A 20,705-nucleotide genomic window follows, 5' to 3' on the forward strand; every position below is an offset into this window, starting at 1 on the left:
CCGCAGTGCAGCGAACCGCCCCACCCACCATGGCAGGATGTGGGCGTGCCGAGCGCCTTGCCCACGATCACCCGCCGGCGGCTGTTGGCCACGGCACTGCCCGCAGGGATGGCCCTGACCGTGCTCGGTTCGGCAGCCGCGTGCGCGCCCCCGCCGCCGCCACCCGAACTCGCCGATCTGGTAGGGCAATTCGAACGCGCGCACGCCGACAGCCGGCTCGCGGGGCTGGCCGCCACCACCGCACGACCCCGGATCGCCCCCATCCTGACCACCGTCGCCTCCGAGCGCGCCGCACACGCCAGGGCACTCGGCGACGAGATCACCCGGCTCACCGGCGGCCAGACCCCCACCACGCAGTCGGCACCGACATCGGCGGCCCCGACGTCCACCGCATCCGGAGCCGTCCCGGCGCCCACGGTGGCCGACGTCACCGCAGCCCTGCAGGCCTCGGCCGAGGACGCCGCACGCTTGGCGGTGAAGCTCTCCGGCTACCGCGCCGGACTCCTCGGCTCGATCGCCGCGGCGTGCACGGCGTCCTACCAGGTGGCCCTCGCCGACCCAGGACAGGCCCGATGACCTCCCCGCAACCGACGCCGCCGCCGCCCAGCACCACCACACCGGCCACCACCACCACGGCCCGGAGCAGCTCGACACCCACCCCGGACCCGAATCGGCCCACCGACGCGGCCCAGGGCGCGTTGTTCGACGCGGTCGCCACCGAGCACGGCGTGATCTACGGCTACGGCGTGGTATCCGCGCACTCCACCCCCGACGACAACGACCTGGTGGCCGAGTCCATGGCCCAGCACCGGGAGCGGCGCGAGCAGGCGATCGCCCTGCTCGCCGCGCGGTCGGTGCCGGCGCCGCAGCCCGCCGTGGGCTATCAGCTACCGCTGGAGGTCTCCGATCCCACCCAGGCCGCCCAGCTCGCCGTCCGGATGGAAGAGGACGCGGCGGTGGCCTGGCGAGCGGTGCTCGAACAGGCCACCACCGGTGCGGACCGCACGTTCGCGGTGACCGCCCTGACCCAATGCGCGGTGCTGGCCGCACGCTGGAGCCAGGTGCTCGGCACCGCCCCGGTCACGCTCGCGTTCCCGGGCGGCACCGAGTAGGGCCTATCCGGTGAGCGCGGCCGCGATCTCGGCCGTCGCGCCGTCCACCGCGATCTCCCGGGTCTCGCCGGTGAAGCGGTTGCGCAGCTCGACCACGCCGTCGGACCAACCGCGGCCCACCACCACGATCCACGGGACGCCGAGCAGTTCGGCGTCCTTGAACTTCACCCCGGGCGAGGCGGTGCGGTCATCGAGCAGAATCTCGACACCGAGGCGATCGAGCTCGCCGGCCAGCTCGATCGCACCGGTCCGGGCGGCGGCATCCTTGTTGGCGATCACCACGTGGGCGTCGAACGGCGACACCGAGGCCGGCCAGCGCAGACCGATCTCGTCGTGGTTCTGCTCGGCGATCACCGCCACCAGTCGCGACACCCCGACACCGTAGGAGCCCATGGTCAGCCGTACCGGCTTGCCGTTCTCGCCGAGCACGTCCGCGGCGAACGCGTCGGTGTACTTGCGGCCGAGCTGGAAGATGTGGCCGATCTCGATGCCGCGCGCCGAGGTCAGCAGGCCGGCGCCATCCGGCGACGGGTCACCGTCGCGCACATCGGCGGCCTCGATGGTGCCGTCGGCGACGAAATCGCGGCCGGCGACCAGACCCACCACATGCTTGCCCTGTTCGTCGGCACCGGTGATCCAGGCCGTGCCGTCCACCACCCGCGGGTCCACCAGATAGCGAACACCGTTGGCCTGCAGCGATTTTGGCCCGATGTAGCCCTTCACCAGGAACGGGTTCTTGGCGAAGTCGGCATCGTCGAGCAGCGCGTACTCGGCGGGCTCCAGCGCCGCGCCGAGGCGCTTGTCGTCGATCTCCCGGTCACCGGGGATGCCGATGGCCAGCAGTTCCCAGTCACCGCCGGGCTCACGAACCTTGAGCAGCACGTTCTTGAGCGTGTCGGCCGCGGTGGTCGCACCGGGCAGCGCCTGGTTGGCCCAGTCCACGAGCGCGGCAATGGTCGCGGTGTCCGGGGTCTCGTGCACGACGGGCTCGGGCTGCCCGTCGATCGGCCGGGATTCAGGGACCGCGGTGATCACCGCCTCCACGTTGGCGGCGTACCCCGATTCCAGGCAGCGCACAAAGGTGTCCTCGCCGATCGGGCTCTCGGCCAGGAATTCCTCCGAGGCGCTGCCGCCCATCGCCCCCGACACCGCCGACACGATCACGTACTTGATGTCGAGGCGGCCGAAGATGCGCTGATAGGCCTCGCGGTGCGCGTGGTAGGCGTTCTTGAGTCCCTCGTCGTCGACATCGAAGGAGTACGAGTCCTTCATGACGAATTCGCGGCCACGCAGGATGCCCGCCCGGGGGCGGGCCTCATCCCGGTACTTGGTCTGAATCTGGTAGAGCCGCAACGGGAAATCCTTGTAGGACGAGTACTCGCCCTTGACCGTCAAGGTGAACAGTTCCTCGTGGGTGGGGCCGAGCAGATAGTCGTTGCCACGACGGTCCTGCAGGCGAAAGAGGTTGTCGCCGTACTCCGTCCACCGATTCGTGGCCTCGTACGGGGCGCGCGGCAACAGCGCCGGGAACAGGATCTCCTGGCCGCCGATCGCGTTCATCTCCTCACGGACGATGCCCTCGATCTTGCGCAGCACGCGCAGGCCCAGCGGCAGCCAGCTGTACAGCCCGGGCCCGATCGGGCGGACATAGCCGGCGCGGATGAGCAGCTTGTGGCTGGGCACCTCGGCATCGGCGGGGTCTTCGCGCAGGGTTCGCAGGAACAGTTCGGACATCCGGGTGATCACAGCGGGCCAGCTTAATCGCGGCCCTGCCACGTGCAGACACACACCTCGTTGCCTTCGGCGTCTGCGAGCACCGTGAACGCCGGCGCGCTGCGGTCGCTGAGCAGCACGCCGCCCGCCGCCAGCGCCGCCCCGATACGGGCCGGCGCCTCGTCGTGCGGGACGTCCACATCGAGGTGGAGGCGATTCCGCGGCTGCTGCCCGCCCGGCACCCGCGGCGCGTCCATCTGCTGGAACCAGATCGCCGGACCGCGACCGGCGGGGTCGACCAGCCCGGCGGTCAGGTCGGACGCACCGGACTCGTCGATGTACCCGGTGACCGCCTTCCAGAACGGCCGCACCGCCGGGATGTCCAGCGCGTCGATGGCGATCTCCAGGGCCTGAATCGACACCGCACCCACCGTCGTGGCCCGGCCACCCGCGGCCACGGCGGCCGAGATCGCCTGTACCAGCCGGATGTCCTCGGTGGTGACCCCGCGCGCCGAGCGCACGCGGAGCACCGCCCGGTCGGCCCTGATGTCGACGCCGAGGCGGTCCTGTGCGCCGTCGGCCGACGCCGCGGTCACCGCGACGGCGGCGGCATCCGTCAGCGAGGGCACCCGCACCTCGGTGTGGAGGGCCCCGAGTACCAATCGCCAGCCCAGCGCGCCGACCGCATCGGAGATCTGCTGACGGCTGGGCAGTGCTGCGTCGGTCATAGCTCCCCCGCGTCCACGGCTTCCTTGGTGTGCTGTGCCTGGGCGATATCGCGGGCCGAGAATCCGATGAACAGGGCGGCCACCCCGACCAGTACGGCGATGGCCGCCACCCACAGCAACGAGTACGTGTAACCGTGGCCGAGCGCGTCCAGCTGGGCCGGTGTCATGGCCCCGACCGGCCCGGTGGTGCCGCCGAGATAGAGGGTGCGCGAGGTCTGCACCGCCTGGATGACCACCAGGACCAGCGGGCCGCCCAGGTTGTAGACCATCAACGTCACCGAGGACACCGGCCCGATATCGCGCGGTCCGACCTTGGCCAGCGTGCACAGCGGCAGTATCACCGAGATGACGCCGATCCCGGCGCCACCGACCACCACCGGGACGAACAGGTCCGGGAAGTACGGGATCGACCTGTCCAAGGTGGAGCCGAAGAGCATCGCGGCCAGCACCAGCAGGCCGCCGCCGACGATGACCCACCGCGGCGCCACCCGGGGCGCCAGCCGGGTCGCGACGACATTCCCGGCCACGAACGCGAGGGCGAACGGCATGAAGCAGATCCCGGCCCGCAGCGGCGAGTAGCCGAGCACGTCCTGGACCAGCAGGCCGATCATCACGCTCAGCGTCAGCATCACGCCGCCGGCCAGGAAATAGGCGGCGAAGGAGGCCACCCGGTTCCGGTCGTCGAACATCGACAGCGGTACCAGCGGATTGTCGGCACCCCGCTCGTCGATCAGGAATGCCAGGAAGAACACCGCGGCCGCCACCCCGGCGCCGATCACCCAGGGGTCGGTCCAGCCCAGCGGCGGCCCCTGGGTGAACACCAGCACGGCGCAGGTGCAGGCCATGGTCGCCAGCAGGGCGCCGGTGACGTCCAGTTTGAGCCGCTCCTGCCTGGTCTCGGCGAGCCTGGTCACCGCGATCCAGACGATGACGATGCCGATCGGCACGTTGACCAGGAAGGCCAGCCGCCACGACAACCCGGTCAAGGCACCGCCGAGCACCAGCCCCAGCACCGAACCGAGGCCCTGCATGGCCGCCGACACCGCCAGCGCCTGATTGCGGGCATGGCCGACGGCGAAGGTGGTGGCGATCAGCGCCAGTCCGGTCGGCGCCGCGACGGCGGCACCCACACCCTGCACCGCGCGGGCGGCGATCAGGGTGTACGGCTCGGTGGCCAGCCCGCAGACCAGCGACGCGATGGTGAAGACCCCCACGCCGGAGATGAACGCCCGCTTGTGCCCGATCGCGTCGCCGACCCGTCCGCCGAGCAGCAGCAGACCACCGAAGGTGAGCACATAGGCGGTGATGACCCAGCTCTTGGCCGCATCGGTCATGCCGAGTTCGGCCTGCATGTGGGGCAGCGCGACGATGACGATGGTGCCGTCCAGGGTCGACATCAGCTGCATGCCGGTGATGGCGACGATGGCGACACCCATCACCTTGTCCGACAGGCGCGCGATGCCACGGTCTGACGCTGACATGCCACCCGACCCTACCTTCGGCGCGCACCGGCTACCGGGACGATGGTCAGGCGGCGTGGGTGGCGGGATTGGGCGTCCCGGGGATGCCGAGCCGGTCCGCCAGCCACGGCAACGTCGCCGCGAATGCCCGCGATGCGAACGCCCAGTCATGCCGGCCCGGCCAGGTCTGCACGGCGCCGTCGATCCCGTGGGTGTGGGCGAGGGCGTTCAGCGTGTTCGCCGCGACATCCTGCCCCTCGGGGTTGGCCAACGGGTCATGCCCCGGTCCCCCGCTGGGCACCACGAACAGTGCCGACAGGTTGGTGTACCGACCGTGGCGGGCCATCACCGTCGCCGGATCGAATTCGGCCCACGCGGTGGAGTCGCCACCGAACAGGCGGTCGATGGATTGCTCCTTGGTGCCCGAGTTGGGGCCGAGGTCACCGGCGATATCGACGAAAGCGCTGAACATCTCGGGGCGCCGCACACTCAGCTCGACCGCGCAGGTACCGCCCATCGACCAGCCCATGATGCCCCACCTGCTCCGGTCGGGGCTCACCCCGAAGTTCGAGATCATGTAGGGCACCACGTCTTTGGTCAGATGCAGCGAAGCGTTTCCCCGCGTCCCGTTGACGCATTCGGTGTCGTTGTCGAAGCTTCCGGTGGGGTCGACGAAGACGAACACCGGTGCGGTCCCGCCGTGGGCGGCCGCGAAGGCATCGATCGTGGCGGCCGCGTCGCCGGCCCGCAGCCAGTCCGCCGGGGTGTTCAACTGCGCGCCGATCATCATGACCGTCGGCAGCTTGGGCGGCGGATTGCTGGCAAACCAGGCGGGCGGCAGGTAGACCAACTCGTCACGATGGGCGAAACGGGAGGCTGCCGCGCTGATCGTCACCGGCAGGACCACCCCGTGCGCTGGATGTGCGTGCGCCAACTGCAGTTCGGTGACCGTCATCCGGTCGGCTTGATCCGGTACCGCGGGGGCTGCCAGCCTGGTCCACGCACTGTTCACCGTCGGGAAGTACCCCACCCAGACATTGATCATCAGCACCGCGCACAGCCCGCAGGCCGGCACCGCGGCAACCGACACCATGCGCCGCCACCACCGGCTCCGAACCCAGCCGAGCACGGCGACGACAGCACAGAATCCGGTCAGCGCGATCCACAGCCACAACGGCCGTGGCGCTGGATCACCGGCGATGCCGATGGCCGCGATATAGGAGTGCGCACCGCCCGCCAGCGCCACCCCACAGACCGCGGCGAGCGCGAGCACGCGCCGACGTCCCCGACGCACCGCGGCCGGCACCACCAGGGCCAGCGTGGCGATCTCGATCAGAGGGGGCAGAAAACCGTGTGTCAGCGAGACGGTGCCGAGGAAGTGCCACACCGTCAGACGGCGGGCGCGGGCATACGGGTCACGGCGTCAGGCTAGAACGGCTGCCTGTGAGGCAACTGACCGCTCAACCGTCGAGCTCTCCGGTGCTCAATTGTCGAGCTGAAGCTCTCCGGCGTCCAGCGCGTCCTTGACTTCCTGCGCGTGCGCGACCTCTTCGGCCGTGTAGCGGATGAACAGCGCGACGGCGCCCACCAGGACGGCCACCGCGGCCACCCACAACAGGCCGTAGGTGTAACCCTGGTCCAGCGCGTGGTGTTGGGCGGCATCCATGTTCTTGACCGGGCCGGTGGTACCGCCCAGGTAGAGGGTACGCGAGGTGATCACGGCCTGGATGATCGCGAGCACGACCGGCCCGCCGAGGTTCTGCAGCATCAGGGCGATGGCCGAGACCGGACCGATCTCGTCGAAACCGACACCGGCGATGGCCGAGACGGTCAGCGGGACGACGATCATGCCGATCCCGAAACCGCCGACCGTGATGGGCAGCACCAGGTTCGGGAAGTACGGGATACCGGCATTGAGCGTCGAGCCGTAGATCATGGCACCGAGCACCAGCACACCACCGGAGATGACCAGCCAGCGCGGCGCGAACTTGGACACCAGCACCGAGGAGACGCCGAGTCCGATACCGAGGGCGATGACGAACGGGATGAAACCGATACCCGCCTTGAGCGCGCTGTAGCCCATGATGTCCTGCACATACAGGCCGATCAGCACGGTCAGCGTGAACATCACACCGCCGGCCAGGAACACCGCGGCCAGGGTCGCGACACGGTTGCGGTCCCGGAACAGCGAGAACGGCACGACGGGGTTCTCCGCGGAGCGCTCCACGTAGAAGAAGGCGGACCCGAACAGCACCGCGCCGGCGCCGGAGGCCAGAGTGAGCGGCGACAGCCAGCCCTGCTCCGGGCCCATCGAGAAGCCGAAGACCGCGGCGGTGCACGCCAGGGTGGCCAGGATCGCACCGGCAGCATCGAGCTTCATCCGGGCGCGGTCGGTCTCCTTGAGGGTGGTGTGCGCCAGGTAGAGCATCACCAGGCCGATGGGGATGTTGACCAGGAACGCCAGCCGCCAGGACACCTCGGTGAGTGCTCCGCCGACCACCAGACCCATCACCGAGCCGACGCCCGTCATGGCGGCGAACACCGCGGTCGCGGCGTTGCGGGCCGGGCCCTTGGGGAACGTGGTGGCGACCAGCGCGAGCCCGGTCGGTGAGGCGATGGCCGAGCCGACACCCTGCAGCAGGCGGGCGATGACCAGGGTGGCCTCGTCCCAGGCCACACCGCACAGCACCGAGGCGATGGTGAACAGCGCGACACCGACGATGAAGGTGCGCTTGCGCCCGATGGTGTCGCCGAGGCGGCCGCCGAGGAGCATCAGTCCACCGAAGGTCAGCACATAGGCGGTGATCACCCAGCTGCGGCCGGCATCCGAGAGCCCGAGTTCGTCCTGGATCTTGGGCAGAGCGACGATCGCGACGGTGCTGTCCATCGTGGCCAGCAGCTGCATGCCGCCGATGGCGATGACCGCGGCGATGAAGTTCCAGGACGGCAACCAGGCCGGAAGCCGACCGCCGCGCTGCGCCCCGTCATGCTCGATGCGAACAGGCAGCGCGCGGTTGTTCCCGCGCGCTCGCTCTGCGTCGTTGAGAGCCGTCATACGGGTTACCTTACAGTAATCTTAAGAATCCTTTAACTCCCGAAACCGGCCACAGGCCCGATCACGATGATCGCCGGCGGCCTGATTCCCTCGCTGCGGACCGTTTCGGCAACGTCGGAAAGCCGGGCGCGCACCGTCCGCTGGGCGGCCGTCGATCCGTGCTGCACCACCAGGACCGGCGTATCCGCAGGTCGGCCGCCCGCCAGCAGGACATCGGCGAACAGTTCGATGCGTTCGACGGCCATCAGCAACACGATGGTCCCCGTCATCTGGGCCAGCGCATTCCAATTCACTAACGATTCGGGATGCTCGGGCGCAACATGGCCGCTGACCACCACGAACTCGTGGTTGACGGCGCGGTGCGTGACCGGCGTACCGGCCAGCGCGGGAACCGCTATGGCACTGGTCACACCCGGTACCACGGTGACCGGGATTCCGGCCTCGGCGCACGCGAGCACCTCTTCGTAGCCGCGGGCGAAGACGAACGGGTCACCGCCCTTGAGCCGCACCACGAACTTGCCGGCCTTGGCGCGGTCGATGAGGACCTCGTTGATGGCCTCCTGTGCCATGGCCCGCCCGTACGGGATCTTGGCGGCATCGATCACCTCGACGTGCGGGGCCAGTTCGGCGAGAAGTTCCGGCGGGGCCAACCGGTCGGCGACGACGACATCGGCGTGGGCCAGCAGCCGCCGTCCCCGCACGGTGATGAGTTCGGGGTCACCCGGTCCCCCGCCGACCAGCGCGACCCCCTCGTGCACGGTGTCGGGCGCCTGCCCGGAGATCAGGCCGCGCAGCAGCGCTTCGTGGATCGCGGTGCGGATGGCCGCCGACCGCCGGTGCTGCCCGCCGGCGAGCACGCCGACCGACAGGCCGTCGAACTCGAAGGAGGCCGGGGTGACCGCGGTGCCGTCCCGCGCGGCGTCGGCGCGCACGCAGAAGATGCGGCGCCGCTCGGCCCCGTCGACGATGGCGGCGTTGACGTCCGGATCGTCGGTGGCGGCCAGCACGTACCAGGCGCCGTCCAGATCCTCATCGCGGAAGTCGCGCAGGGTCAGGGTGATCGGGTGCATGGCCTCGACCGCCGGGGTGGCGGATCGGGTGACGACATGCACATCCGCCCCGACCGAGATCAGCAGCGGTAACCGGCGCTGGGCCACGCTGCCACCGCCCACGACGACAACTTTGCGCCCTTGCAGGCGCAGACCGACGAGGTAGGCGTTCTCTGAACTCACCCGGCGAGCTTAAAGGTTGCACCGGCGGCCACGAACCGGGTGATGGCCTGCGGGTGTGCGGCCGGGTGGGTGTGCAGGTAGCCGGCATGGATGCCGCGGTGCACGGCGCCGTCGCGGCCCAGCCCGCCCCGATAGGCCCAGGCCTGCTCATAGTCGGTGGCGAAAGTGACTGCGGTGCGATGGAATTCGTGCCCGGAGACCCGCTCGCCGACCCGGTGCAGCGACGAGTCGGTGACCGCCACCGCGTCCCGGTAACCCAGGGTGAGGCGTTCGGTGAACCGCGCCGTGCCCGCCAGCACACCGCACATCGGTACCCCGTCGAGATCGTCGACCAGATAGGTCAGCCCGGCGCACTCGGCGTGCACCGGGGCGCCCGCGGCGGCCAGCTCCCGGATCTGGGCCCGTACCGTCTCGTTGGCCGAGAGTTCGGCGGTGAACTGCTCCGGGAAACCGCCCGGGATGACGACGGCGGTCGCCGCGGCAGGCAGTTCGTCGGCCAGCGGGTCGAAGTCGACGACATCGGCGCCGGCCGCCACGAGCAGTTCCCGGTGTTCGGCGTAGCCGAAGCTGAAGGCCCGCCCGGCGGCCAGGGCGACGGTCACCCCGCGCGCCGGTTCGGCCACCGCGGGACTCCACGGCGCGGCGGTGACCCCGGACCCGGCGGCGGCGACCACGGCGGCCAGGTCGACGTGGCGGGCCACCAGATCGGCCATCGCCGCCACGGCCCGTTCGGCGTGCCGGCCGTACTCGACGGCGGTCACCAGGCCGAGATGGCGGGACGGCACCTCGAGTTCACCCGCGCGCGGGATGGCGCCCAGCACCGGTACGCCGACCTGTTCGCAGGCCTGCCGCAGCACCTGCTCATGGCGCGGCGAGCCGACCCGGTTGAGGATCACCCCGGCGAAGCGCAGGCCGCTGTCGAAGGTCGAGAAGCCGTGCAGCAGTGCGGCGATGCTCTGACTCTGGCCCCGCGCGTCGACCACCAGCACCACCGGCGCACCGAGCAGGCCCGCGACCTGGGCGGTGGATCCGCGGGCCGGCCCGGGGTCGGGTGCAATACGGCCGTCGAACAGGCCCATCACGCCCTCGACGACCGCGATATCGGCGTGCGCGCTGCCATGCCGGTACAGCGGGCCGATCAGGTCCTCCCCGACGAGCACGGGATCCAGATTCCGGCCCGGCAGCCCGGTGGCCAGGGCGTGATAGCCCGGGTCGATGAAGTCGGGGCCCACCTTGAACGGGGCGACCCGGTGTCCGGCGCGGCGCAGCGCGCCCATCAGGCCCGTCGCCACCGTGGTCTTACCGCTGCCCGAGGCGGGGGCGGCGATGATGACGGCGGGAACGCCCACCACGCCTACCATTCAATACCCCGCTGGCCCTTGCGGCCGGCGTCCATCGGGTGCTTGATCTTGGTCATCTCGGTCACCAGATCGGCGGCCTCCAGCAGTCGCTGCGGAGCGTCGCGGCCGGTGATCACCACGTGCTGGTTACCGGGGCGCGAACGGATCACTTCGACTACCTCTTCCACGGAGATCCAGCCCCACTTGAGCGGATAGGTGAACTCGTCGAGGACGTAGAAGTCGTGGCGCGCATCCGCGAGCCGGCTGCGGATCTCGGCCCAGCCGTCCCGGGCCGCCTCGGCGTGGTCCACCTCGGACCCGTGCTTACGCGTCCACGACCAGCCCGACCCCATCTTGTGCCACTGCACCGGCCCGCCGACACCGTGCTCGTCGTGCATCCGGCCCAGGGCGGTGAAGGCGCTCTCCTCGCCCACTTTCCACTTGGCACTCTTGACGAATTGGAACACCGCGATATCGAAACCCTGGTTCCAGGCGCGCAGCGCCATACCGAAGGCTGCGGTCGACTTCCCCTTGCCGGGACCGGTGTGCACCGCGAGCAAGGGAGCATTGCGGCGCGCCTTGGTGGTCAGCCCGTCATTCGGAACCGTGAGCGGTTGCCCTTGTGGCATGAGACATCTCCTAGGCTGCTGATTTGACCAGCGAGGTCAGCTCGCCGGCCTGCAACTGACTCAGACGGACCGCGGGGGCATCGAGCTGCTGAGCCAGCCGGGTGGCCAACCCCAGTCGCACGTAGGACGTCTCGCAGTCCACCACCACGGCGGCGACACCCTCGGCCACCAGTAACCGGGCGGCCGTCTCGGTGCGGCCCAGCGGATCGGCACCGCCGGTGGCCCGCCCGTCGGTGAGCACGACCACCAGCGGGCGCCGGGACCGGTCCCGGGCCTTCTCCCGCAGCACGACGTCGCGTGCGGCCAGCAGGCCCTGCGCCAACGGGGTTTTGCCCCCGGTGTCGAAGCGCGCCAGTCGTCGTCCGGCGATGTATACCGAGGAGGTCGGGGGCAGCAGCACCTGCGCCCGGTCCTGACGGAAGGTCACCACCGCAACCTTGTCGCGACGCTGGTAAGCGTCCCGCAGCAGCGACAGCGTGGCACCGCTGACCGCCGACATCCGGTCCCTCGCGGCCATCGACCCGGAGGCGTCGACCACGAAGATCACCAAGTTGGCCTCCCGGCCTTCACGCACCGCGCGCCGGACGTCCTCGGGCCCGATGCGCGGCCGGCCGGCCCGGCGCTGATTGCCCGCGGCCGCCAGCACCGAGGCGAAGACATGCACCCCGTGACCGTCGCCCGGCACGTCGGTGGCCGCCACGGTGGCGCCGGTGCGGTTGCGCGCCCGCGAACGGCGGCCCGGGGCGCCCTCACCGACACCCGGGACGAGCAGCGCCTTGGTCCGAAAGGTCGCCGCGGGCGGCGCGCTGGGACGGCTCGCACCGTTGCCCGAATTCTTCTGCGGCGCAGGACTCTGGGCGCCATCGGACGCCTCGGCGCCATCGGATGCCTCGGCCCCTCCGCCACCCGGCGGGTCGGGATCCGGTTCCGGCTCCGATTGATCGGCCGCGGCCAACGCCTCGTCGAGGCGGTCCTGATCCAGTCCCGGATCGTCGAACGGGTCACGGCGGCGGCGGTGCGGCAGCGCCAGTTCCGCGGCGATCCGGATGTCTTCTTCGGCCACGGTCACATTCCCCCGCCAGGCCGCGTGTGCCACCGCCGTGCGGGCCACCACCAGATCCGCGCGCATCCCGTCCACGTCGAAGGCCGCGCACAGGGCGGCGATCCGCCGTAACTCGTTGTCCGGCAACACGACATCGACCAGCGCTGCCCGGGCGGCGGTGATCCGGGCCGCCAGTGCGGCGTCCTCGTCGGCGTAGCGGTCGGCGAACCCCCGCGGGTCGGCTTCATAGGCCAGCCGCTGCCGGATCACCTCGACGCGCACATCGACGTCACGCGAGGCGGCCACGTCGACGGTGAGCCCGAACCGGTCCAGCAGCTGCGGGCGCAGCTCCCCCTCCTCGGGATTCATGGTGCCCACCAGGACGAACCGGGCGTCGTGGCTGTGCGAGATACCGTCCCGCTCGATGTGCACGCGGCCCATCGCGGCGGCGTCCAGCAGTACGTCGACAAGATGGTCGTGCAGCAGATTGACCTCGTCGACGTAGAGCACCCCGCCGTGGGCCCGGGCCAGCAGACCCGGTTGGAAGGCCTGCTCGCCGTCACGCAGCACCCGTTGCAGATCCAGCGATCCGACCACCCGGTCCTCGGTGGCACCGATCGGCAGCTCCACCAACCGCGCCTCGTCGTCGACCTGGGACAGCACGGTCGCCAGGCCGCGTACCGCGGTCGATTTGGCGGTGCCCTTCTCGCCGCGGATCAGCACCCCACCGATATCGGGGCGCACCGCGCACAAGATGAGCGCAAGACGGAGCCGGTCGTGGCCCACCAGCGCGCTGAACGGGTAGTTCGCCATCGTAGAGCTCACTGTCGAGGTCACTATTGCTGTCCCGCTCCCAAGCCCGGCCGGATCATCGGCACGTGGGGAATGCCGTCCTCCAGGAATTCGTCACCGTCGCGGACGAAACCGTGCGCGCTGTACATCTCCTGCAGGTAGGTCTGCGCGTCGATCCGGCACGGATAGTCGCCGACCTCCGCGATGGCGGCCTGCATCAGCCGGGCGGTGTGCCCGTTCCCGCGTTCGCTGCGTTTGGTGCACACCCGCCCGATTCGGAACACCTTCTCCCCGCGGGGGTGCTCCTCCATCAACCGCAACGTCGAAATCACCTGTCCGTCAGGGCTTTCCAGCCAGAAGTGCCGGGTCTCGGCGAGCAGATCACGGCCGTCGAGCTCCGGGTAGGGGCAGGCCTGCTCGACCACGAACACCTCGACGCGCAGCTTGAGAAGCTCATAGAGGGTGGCGGCGTCGAGATCCTGCGCCCAGCTCCGGCGCAGCGCGACCGTCATCGGCGCACCGTCGTCACACGGCTGCCGGAGTGTCGAGCTGCAGCACCTTGGTGCCCCAATCCCATACCTCGCGGTACAGGCCGGGTTCGCCGGACAGCTTGGTTCCCAGCGACGGCACCATCTCCTTGAGTTTGGGCTGCCAGGACGGGTACCGGTCCCCGAAGCAGCGCTCCAGCACTTCCAGCATGGCGGGCACCGCGGTCGACGCTCCGGGCGAGGCCCCGAGCAGACCGGCGATGGAGCCGTCCGCCGCCGAGAGCACGGTGGTGCCGAACTCCAGCACCCCACCGGCACCCTGGCGCCTGATCACCTGCACACGCTGGCCCGCGATATCGAGTTCCCAGTCGGAATCGCGTGCGCTGGGCGCGAATTCGCGCAATGTCTCGACCCGGTCGGCCTCGCTCAAGAGCAGCTGGCCGATCAGGTACTTGAGCAGACTCGTCTCGGTCAAGCCGACGCCGAGCATCGAGGTCAGGTTGTTCGGCTTGACCGACAGCGGCAGATCGGTGACCTTGCCCTGCTTGAGGAACTTCGGCGACCAGCCCGCGAACGGACCGAACAACAGATAGGACCGGCCGTTGATCACCCGGGTGTCCAGGTGCGGCACCGACATGGGCGGTGCGCCGAGCGGGGGCGCGCCGTACACCTTGGCCTGGTGCGCCGCCGCGAGCTCGGGATTGTCGGTGCGCAGCCACTGGCCGCCGACGGGGAACCCGCCGAACCCCTTGGCCTCCGGGATACCGGCCTTCTGCAGCAGGGGCAGCGCGCCGCCACCGGCGCCGACGAAGACGAACTTGGCGTTGATCTTGTACTTCTCGCGGGTACGCCGGTTGACATAGCTGATGGTCCAGGTGCCGTCGGACTCCTTGCGCAGGTTGCGCACCTGGTGGCCGAACAGCGTCGTCATGCCCTGGGCGGCGCCGTACCCGATGAGCTGGCGCGAGAGCGAGCCGAAATCGACGTCGGTGCCGGACTGGGTCCAGTTCAGCGCGACCGGTTCGGAGAAGTCCCGCTTGGCCGCCATCAACGGCAACCGGCGGGCGAACTCGTCGGCGTCGTCGATGAACTCCATGGAGGCGAACAGCGGGTTGCCGACCAGGGCCTCGCGGCGGGCCTTGAGGTAGGCGACGTTGGCCGCGCCGTGCACGAAGCTGACATGCGGGATCGGGTTGAGGAAGTTGCGCACGTCGGGCAGCATGCCGTTCTCCACGGCGTAGGCCCAGAACTGGCGGGAGACCTGGAACTGCTCGTTGACGGTGACGGCCTTGGCGATATCGATGGTGCCGTCGGCCTTCTGCGGCGTGTAGTTCAGCTCGCAGAGCGCCGAATGCCCGGTGCCGGCGTTGTTCCACGGGTCGCTGCTCTCGGCAGCGGCGCCGTCGAGGCGTTCGATCAGCGTGATCGACCAACTGGGCTCGACCAGTCGCAGCAGCGCGCCGAGGGTGGCGCTCATGATTCCCGCACCGACGAGCACGACGTCGGTCTTGGCTACCTTGGGGTCAGACACCGTTGGCTGGTCCTTCGTGTCGCATGGCCCGCCGCAGGTGGTACGCGACGGTTCTTCTGGTTCTCAGGTTATCGCGACGGGTCCACCGGGTAACGGGCCGTGTCGGGTGCTTTCGGTCACCTGTGCGGATAGGCGTGCGGATAGGGTGAAGCCGTGACGGCATCGCAGGGCCATTCGCATGCGCAATGGAAGCCCGACGTCCTGCCCGGCTACCGGGCACTCACCCTGGCGCTGGGAGCCGACCCGGATGGCGAGGGCGACCTGGTGGCCACCCTGGTGCACCGGGAGCGGGACAACCCGCGCGCCCGGGCCGTGCTGGTAGTGCACGGGTTCACCGACTACTTCTTCCACACCGAGCTCGCCGACCGCTTCGCCGCCCGCGGGTTCGACGTCTACGCCCTGGATCTGCCCAAGTGCGGCCGGTCCCGGCTGGAGGGGCAGACCCCGCACTTCACCACCGACCTGGCCCGCTACGACTCCGCGTTGCAGGCCGCGCTGGGGCATATCGATGCCGCCGAGGTGCTGGTGTACGGCCATTCGGCCGGTGGGCTCATCGTGACGCTGTGGCTGGACCGGCTGCGCCGCCGCGGCGCGGCCGGGCGCATCACGGGTCTGGTGCTCAACAGCCCGTGGTTCGATCTGCACGGACCGGCGATCCTGCGCAGCGCGCCGACCTCGGCGGCACTGATCGCCCTGGCCCGGCTGCGCAAGATGCAGGTGATCCGCAGGCCCGTCGCCGAAGGCGGCTACGGCAGTACCCTGCACCGCGACCACGCGGGGGAATTCGACTACGACCTGGAATGGAAACCGCTGGGCGGGTTCCCGGTGACGTTCGGCTGGATCAACGCCATCCGGCGTGCGCAGGCGCGCTTGCACCGCGGCCTGGATGTCGGGGTGCCCTCGCTGATCCTGCGGTCGGGGCACAGCGTCGCGGAGTCCTCCGACCCGGACCTCATCCAGCGCGGGGACGCGGTGCTCGATGTCGCCCAGATCGCGCGGTGGGCCGGCTGTGTCGGCAACCGCGTCACCGTGGTGCCGATCACCGACGCCAAGCACGACGTGTTCCTGTCCCTGGCCGGGCCGCGGGCCGCCGCCTACCGGGAGCTCGACGCCTGGTTGGATTGGTACTTGAGTAACCAGAATCGTTCATTCACAACACAATCCGGATAGGGCGCAACCGCGTGCAGCATTACGACCTGACCATCATCGGTACCGGCTCGGGCAACAGCATCCCCGACCCCGGCTTCGACGCCCGCTACGGCGATATGCGCATCGCCCTCTGCGAGCAGGGCACCTTCGGTGGCACCTGCCTCAATGTCGGCTGCATTCCGACGAAGATGTTCGTCTACGCGGCCGAGGTCGCCCACACGGTGCGGACGTCGGCACGTTACGGCATCGATGCGCATATCGACGGGGTCCGCTGGCCCGATATCGTCGACCGGGTCTTCGGCCGTATCGACCCGATCGCGGCCGGCGGCGAGGCCTACAAACGCGGGCTGTCCAATATCGACGTGTACGGCAGCCACACCCGGTTCACCGGCGTGCGGGACGGCCGCTATCTGTTGCGCACCGAGGCCGGTGACGAGTTCAGCTCGGATCGGGTGGTCATCGCGGCGGGTTCGCGCGCCACGGTGCCGCCGGCGATCCACGACTGCGGCGTGGCGTACCACACCAGCGACACCATCATGCGGATCGAGGAACTGCCCGAGCATCTGGTGATCGTGGGCGGTGGTTTCGTGGCCGCGGAGTTCGCGCACGTGTTCTCCGCGCTCGGGGTGCGGGTGACCGTCGTGGTGCGCGGGCCGGGGATGCTCACCCACTGCGATGAGACGATCTGCCATCGCTTCACCGAGCTGGCGAAGCAGAAGTGGGATCTGCGCACCCACGTCAACGTGACCGGCGCGCGGACCGAGGCGGGACGCACGGTGCTCGAACTCGACGACGGGTCCGAGATCGACACCGATGTGCTGCTGGTCGCCACCGGCCGGATCCCGAACGGGGACCTACTGGACGCGCAGACGGCCGGGGTGGCCGTCGAGGACGGCAGCGTGGTGGTCGACGAGTACCAGCGCACCACGGCGCGCGGCGTTTTCGCGCTGGGCGACGTGTCCTCGCCGTTTCAGCTCAAACATGTGGCCAATCACGAAATGCGCGTGACTCGGCACAACCTGCTCCAGGACTGGGATGACACCGCCGCGATGGTGGCCAGCGATCACCGGTTCGTGCCCTCGGCGGTGTTCACCGAGCCGCAGATGGCGATGGTCGGCCTCACCGAATCCGAGGCGCGAGACGCCGGTCTGGACATCGTGGTCAAGGTGCAGAACTACGGGGACACCGCGTACGGCTGGGCAATGGAGGACACCGTCGGTGTCGCCAAACTGATCGGCGAGCGTGGCACCGGCCGAATCCTGGGTGCGCACATCCTGGGGTACCAGGCCTCCTCGATCATCCAGCCCTTGATCCAGGCGATGAGCCTGGGCCAGACCGCCGAAGAGGTTGCCACCAAGCAGTATTGGATCCATCCGGCCCTGCCGGAGGTGATCGAGAACGCGCTGCTGGGCCTGCTCTGACCCGGACCGGAGTGGTCAGGCTCCCGGCACGGCCTCCCAGCGTTCCTCGATCCGGCCGAAACGCCAGATCGCCAGGGAGACCAGCCAGGTCACCACGAACAGCCCGACGATGACGAAGCCGACGAATTCCAGGTCGGCCGAACCGACGACGGCCAGCGGGCCCGACGTGATGCCCAGCCGGTCGACGAGCAGACCGGTCAGCACGATCACGCCGATGACCAGGGCGACGAACACCGAGAGCACCGTGACGGTGAGGTTGTAGTACACCTTGCGGATCGGCTTGAGCAGCGCCCAGCCGTAGGCGCGGGCCATGAAGATCCCGTCCAGGCTGTCGAACAGACTCATCCCCGCGGCGAACAGCACCGGCAGCACCAGGACGGCGTACCAGGGCAGGGTGAACGCTGCCGCCCCGGCCGCCAGCACCAGCAGCGCCACCTGGGTGGCCGTGTCGAATCCCAGACCCATCAACAGGCCGACCGGGTACAGGTGCCACGGCTTGCTGACCCGGTCCATCACCCTGCCGAGCAACCGCGCCAGGAAGCCGCGGCGGTGCAACTGCCGCTCGAGTTCGGTCTCGTCCAGCTCACCGTTGCGCATGGCCCGGAACACCTTGGTGATACCGACCACCGCCGCCAGGTTGGTCAGGCCGATCAGGATGAGGAAGGTGCCCGCGACCACCGAGCCGATCAGGCCCAAGGTCTGCAGCATCGCCGAGCCCTCGTCCTGTACCGGGCCGATGACGGCGCGCACGCCGAGCGCCAGCAGAAACGCCAGGCCGAACACCACGCTGGAATGCCCGAGCGAGAACCAGAACCCGGACGACAAGGTCCGGGTTCCCTCACCCACCAGCTTGCGCGTGGTGTTGTCGATCACCGCGATGTGGTCGGCGTCGAAGGCGTGCCGAACGCCGAGCAGGTACGCCGTCAGTCCGAGCCCCACCCCGAACACACCGGCCGAGCCCAACGTGATGTGCTGGGGGGCCACCCCGAAAATGAGCACGCCCCAGCCGAATACGTGGAGCGCGAGGACCACACCGCCGATGGTGGCGATCGAGATCACGTCGGAGCGATCGAAGCGCGAGGCCATCAACGGAGCGTAGGACGCCCGGTGACACCTGTCCAGATGAACAGATGATCAGGAGTGCCGGGCGCCGATCCAGTGCAGCAGGTCGTGCACCACATCGTCGTCGAGCCGGTAGGTCACCATCCGGCCGACCCGGGTGCTGGTGACCCAGCCCTGATCGCGCAACACCCGAAGCGCTTGCGACACCGCATTCTCCGAACGCCCCAGTGCGGCGGCGAGATCGCTGACGCAGATGCCGGGAGCCCGGTGCAGCGACAGCAGGATCTCGAGGCGATGCTGATCGGAGAGCAGATCGAAGCGCCGGGCCCAGCCACCGGTGTCGACATCGGACAGCGCGGCGGATGCGCGCTGCACGACGGCGGGGTCCCCGGTATCGGTCACCCGATGAATCGTAGTGAACGTCAGTCCAGGAAACCGTGCAGCAGCGCGGTCGAGCCGGCGATATGGGCCGCCATCGCGGCCGCGGCACCCTCGGCGTCCCCGGCCAGGATCGCCATCACGATGGACTCGTGTTGTTCGTCGGAGTGCGCGATATTGCGCGACAACAGTGGGATCTGGTCCAGCAGGGCATTGATCCGCATCCGGTTCTGGGCCACCAGCGGTACCAGCGACGGTGATCCCGCGGCCTCGGCGATGGCCAGGTGCAGTCGGGAGTCCAGCCTGCGGTAGTCGTCGGGGTCGGCGCCGCGCACGTCGCGCAGCCGCGACCATAGTCCCTCCCTGTCGACGGCGGTCAGGCTGCGCCCCGCCGCCATCCGCGCCGCGCCGACCTCCAGGATCTCCCGCAGCCGCACCGCGTCGTCGATCTCCTCCCGGGTGATCCCCGGCCGCTCGGCGCCGGTGGGCAGGACGGGCATTTCGGTGGCCAGGAAGGTGCCGCCATAGCGCCCGCGCTTGGAGACCAGATAGCCGGCGTCGGCCAGGGACTTGATGGCCTCGCGGACGGTGTCCCTGCTGACCCCGAGCCGCGCTGCCAGTTCCCGTTCCGGCGGCAGGGATTCCCCCGGCGCCAGCACACCGAGCCGGATGGTCTCCAGGAGCCGCCCGACGGTGTCCTCGAAGGCGTTGCCCAGCCGGACCGGGCGCAGGAGGGCCTCACTGGCGGGCAGCGGATCGGGCTCGGACATCTGTCGAAACTTACTGTGCCGGCTCAGAGCGGAGTGACGTAGTGGCCACTGATGCCACCGTCGACCAGGAAGGTCGATCCGGTGATGAACGATGCGTCATCGCTGGCGAGGAACGCGACCGCGGCCGCCAGCTCCTCGGGCTCGGCGAACCTGCCCACCGGCACGTGCACCAGCCGGCGCGCGGCACGCTCGGGATCCTTGGCGAACAGCTCCTGCAGCAGCGGCGTGTTCACCGGTCCCGGGCACAGGGCGTTGACCCGGATGCCCTGGCGGGCGAACTGCACCCCGAGCTCGCGTGACATGGCCAGCACCCCGCCCTTGGACGCGGTGTAGGAGATCTGCGAGGTGGCCGAACCCATCACCGCGACGAACGACGCGGTGTTGATGATCGAGCCCTTCTGCGCGGGCACCATATGGCGCAGGGCCGCCCGGCAGCACAGATACACGCTCTTGAGGTTGATGTCCTGCACCCGCTGCCAGGCCGGCAGCTCGGTGTTCTCGATCAGATCGTCGTCGGGTGGGCTGATCCCGGCGTTGTTGAAGGCGATGTCGACTCCCCCGTGCACCTCGAAGGCAGTGTCGAAGAGTCGATCCACCGCGGCTTCGTCCGAGACGTCGACCTGCACGAACGTGACGTTCAGTTCATCGGCGACGGCCTGCCCGGTGACCGGGTCGATATCGCCGATGACGACGACGGCGCCTTCGGCCTGCATACGCTTGGCCGTCGCCAATCCGATACCGCTCGCACCCCCGGTGATGACGGCGACCTTGTCCTTCAGTCGCTGGGTCAGATCCATCTGGCA

19 protein-coding genes are annotated in these 20,705 nt (G+C 69.6%); 4 read left to right on the forward strand and 15 right to left on the reverse strand.

Annotated elements, in window-relative coordinates:
* The first annotated feature begins 45 nt into the window (after nucleotides 1-45).
* Together QN239_RS21395 and QN239_RS21400 are read left to right on the forward strand one after the other, a co-directional pair.
* Nucleotides 46-576 (forward strand): hypothetical protein, encoded by a 531-nt coding sequence (locus QN239_RS21395; RefSeq protein ID WP_499013290.1) that lies wholly within the window; start codon nucleotides 46-48, stop codon nucleotides 574-576.
* The gene (locus QN239_RS21400; RefSeq protein WP_499013292.1) at nucleotides 573-1,112 is read left to right on the forward strand and encodes a ferritin-like domain-containing protein; all 540 of its coding nucleotides are present in this window, start codon (nucleotides 573-575) and stop codon (nucleotides 1,110-1,112) included. The genes QN239_RS21395 and QN239_RS21400 overlap by 4 nt, the downstream gene beginning before the upstream one ends.
* Nucleotides 1,113-1,115: 3 nt before the next feature.
* Here the strand turns inward: QN239_RS21400 and QN239_RS21405 are convergent, their stop codons facing one another.
* The 11 genes from QN239_RS21405 to mqo all read right to left on the reverse strand — a co-directional run bounded on the left by QN239_RS21405 (nucleotide 1,116) and on the right by mqo (nucleotide 15,068).
* Entirely contained in the window at nucleotides 1,116-2,858 is a 1,743-nt protein-coding gene (locus tag QN239_RS21405; protein ID WP_499013293.1) for a proline--tRNA ligase, read from the reverse strand.
* Nucleotides 2,859-2,869: 11 nt separating this feature from the next.
* Nucleotides 2,870-3,553 (reverse strand): VOC family protein, encoded by a 684-nt coding sequence (locus QN239_RS21410; protein WP_499013295.1) that lies wholly within the window; start codon nucleotides 3,551-3,553, stop codon nucleotides 2,870-2,872.
* Nucleotides 3,550-5,184 (reverse strand): MFS transporter, encoded by a 1,635-nt coding sequence (locus QN239_RS21415; RefSeq protein WP_499013298.1) that lies wholly within the window; start codon nucleotides 5,182-5,184, stop codon nucleotides 3,550-3,552. Before QN239_RS21415 ends, QN239_RS21410 begins: the two co-directional genes overlap by 4 nt.
* Nucleotides 5,081-6,400 carry an alpha/beta hydrolase gene (locus QN239_RS21420; RefSeq protein WP_499013301.1) on the reverse strand — a complete coding sequence of 440 codons (1,320 nt, stop codon included), beginning with the start codon at nucleotides 6,398-6,400 and terminating at the stop codon, nucleotides 5,081-5,083. The genes QN239_RS21415 and QN239_RS21420 overlap by 104 nt, the downstream gene beginning before the upstream one ends.
* A gap of 96 nt (nucleotides 6,401-6,496) precedes the next feature.
* Nucleotides 6,497-8,068, reverse strand: coding sequence for an MFS transporter (locus QN239_RS21425; protein ID WP_499013303.1), 1,572 nt, complete (start codon nucleotides 8,066-8,068; stop codon nucleotides 6,497-6,499).
* Nucleotides 8,069-8,100: 32 nt separating this feature from the next.
* Entirely contained in the window at nucleotides 8,101-9,300 is a 1,200-nt protein-coding gene (gene cobA, locus QN239_RS21430; protein WP_499013306.1) for a uroporphyrinogen-III C-methyltransferase, read from the reverse strand.
* Nucleotides 9,297-10,649, reverse strand: coding sequence for a cobyrinic acid a,c-diamide synthase CobB (locus QN239_RS21435; RefSeq protein WP_499013308.1), 1,353 nt, complete (start codon nucleotides 10,647-10,649; stop codon nucleotides 9,297-9,299). Before QN239_RS21435 ends, cobA begins: the two co-directional genes overlap by 4 nt.
* Nucleotides 10,650-10,654: 5 nt before the next feature.
* Nucleotides 10,655-11,269 carry a cob(I)yrinic acid a,c-diamide adenosyltransferase gene (gene cobO, locus QN239_RS21440; protein WP_499013311.1) on the reverse strand — a complete coding sequence of 205 codons (615 nt, stop codon included), beginning with the start codon at nucleotides 11,267-11,269 and terminating at the stop codon, nucleotides 10,655-10,657.
* A 10-nt stretch (nucleotides 11,270-11,279) separates the two neighbouring features.
* Complete coding sequence (locus tag QN239_RS21445; protein ID WP_499013313.1) at nucleotides 11,280-13,124, reverse strand: magnesium chelatase subunit D family protein; 1,845 nt, start codon at nucleotides 13,122-13,124, stop codon at nucleotides 11,280-11,282.
* Between the two features lie 23 nt (nucleotides 13,125-13,147).
* A complete protein-coding gene (locus QN239_RS21450) occupies nucleotides 13,148-13,615 on the reverse strand; it encodes a GNAT family N-acetyltransferase (RefSeq protein WP_499013316.1) in 468 nt (155 codons plus the stop codon).
* Nucleotides 13,616-13,628: 13 nt separating this feature from the next.
* On the reverse strand, nucleotides 13,629-15,068 hold the full coding sequence (gene mqo, locus QN239_RS21455) for a malate dehydrogenase (quinone) (RefSeq protein ID WP_499016910.1): 1,440 nt from the start codon (nucleotides 15,066-15,068) through the stop codon (nucleotides 13,629-13,631).
* 207 nt (nucleotides 15,069-15,275) lie between these two features.
* Between mqo and QN239_RS21460 the strand changes: the two genes are divergently transcribed.
* Both QN239_RS21460 and mtr read left to right on the forward strand, forming a co-directional pair.
* Nucleotides 15,276-16,292, forward strand: coding sequence for an alpha/beta hydrolase (locus tag QN239_RS21460; protein WP_499013319.1), 1,017 nt, complete (start codon nucleotides 15,276-15,278; stop codon nucleotides 16,290-16,292).
* Between the two features lie 11 nt (nucleotides 16,293-16,303).
* Nucleotides 16,304-17,692, forward strand: a complete 1,389-nt coding sequence (mtr, locus tag QN239_RS21465; protein WP_499013321.1) for a mycothione reductase — start codon at nucleotides 16,304-16,306, stop codon at nucleotides 17,690-17,692.
* A 15-nt stretch (nucleotides 17,693-17,707) separates the two neighbouring features.
* Here the strand turns inward: mtr and nicT are convergent, their stop codons facing one another.
* Genes nicT through QN239_RS21485 form a run of 4 tightly spaced genes read right to left on the reverse strand, consistent with a single transcriptional unit; the run spans nucleotide 17,708 to nucleotide 20,699 of the window.
* Nucleotides 17,708-18,778, reverse strand: a complete 1,071-nt coding sequence (gene nicT / locus QN239_RS21470; RefSeq protein ID WP_499013326.1) for a Nickel transporter NicT — start codon at nucleotides 18,776-18,778, stop codon at nucleotides 17,708-17,710.
* Nucleotides 18,779-18,826: 48 nt separating this feature from the next.
* A complete protein-coding gene (locus QN239_RS21475) occupies nucleotides 18,827-19,156 on the reverse strand; it encodes an ArsR/SmtB family transcription factor (RefSeq protein ID WP_090356706.1) in 330 nt (109 codons plus the stop codon).
* A 20-nt stretch (nucleotides 19,157-19,176) separates the two neighbouring features.
* Nucleotides 19,177-19,902: a FadR/GntR family transcriptional regulator gene (locus tag QN239_RS21480; protein ID WP_499013331.1), complete on the reverse strand. Its 726-nt coding sequence runs from the start codon at nucleotides 19,900-19,902 to the stop codon at nucleotides 19,177-19,179.
* Nucleotides 19,903-19,925: 23 nt separating this feature from the next.
* Entirely contained in the window at nucleotides 19,926-20,699 is a 774-nt protein-coding gene (locus tag QN239_RS21485) for a 3-oxoacyl-ACP reductase (protein WP_090356707.1), read from the reverse strand.
* Between the last annotated feature and the right edge of the window lie 6 nt (nucleotides 20,700-20,705).

The sequence above is a fragment of the Mycolicibacterium sp. Y3 genome (genome assembly GCF_051188035.1).
GTDB lineage: Bacteria > Actinomycetota > Actinomycetes > Mycobacteriales > Mycobacteriaceae > Mycobacterium > Mycobacterium fluoranthenivorans.

Bases quoted from the DNA above. Each gene is read 5' to 3' on its own strand.
- QN239_RS21425 (WP_499013303.1), bottom strand. From the start codon at position 8,068: ATGACGGCTCTCAACGACGCAGAGCGAGCGCGCGGGAACAACCGCGCG.
- nicT (WP_499013326.1), bottom strand. From the start codon at position 18,778: ATGGCCTCGCGCTTCGATCGCTCCGACGTGATCTCGATCGCCACCATC.
- QN239_RS21450 (WP_499013316.1), bottom strand. From the start codon at position 13,615: ATGACGGTCGCGCTGCGCCGGAGCTGGGCGCAGGATCTCGACGCCGCC.
- QN239_RS21400 (WP_499013292.1), top strand. From the start codon at position 573: ATGACCTCCCCGCAACCGACGCCGCCGCCGCCCAGCACCACCACACCG.
- QN239_RS21480 (WP_499013331.1), bottom strand. From the start codon at position 19,902: ATGTCCGAGCCCGATCCGCTGCCCGCCAGTGAGGCCCTCCTGCGCCCG.
- QN239_RS21485 (WP_090356707.1), bottom strand. From the start codon at position 20,699: ATGGATCTGACCCAGCGACTGAAGGACAAGGTCGCCGTCATCACCGGG.
- QN239_RS21445 (WP_499013313.1), bottom strand. From the start codon at position 13,124: ATGGCGAACTACCCGTTCAGCGCGCTGGTGGGCCACGACCGGCTCCGT.
- mqo (WP_499016910.1), bottom strand. From the start codon at position 15,068: ATGAGCGCCACCCTCGGCGCGCTGCTGCGACTGGTCGAGCCCAGTTGG.
- QN239_RS21410 (WP_499013295.1), bottom strand. From the start codon at position 3,553: ATGACCGACGCAGCACTGCCCAGCCGTCAGCAGATCTCCGATGCGGTC.
- cobO (WP_499013311.1), bottom strand. From the start codon at position 11,269: ATGCCACAAGGGCAACCGCTCACGGTTCCGAATGACGGGCTGACCACC.
- QN239_RS21415 (WP_499013298.1), bottom strand. From the start codon at position 5,184: ATGACTGGGCGTTCGCATCGCGGGCATTCGCGGCGACGTTGCCGTGGC.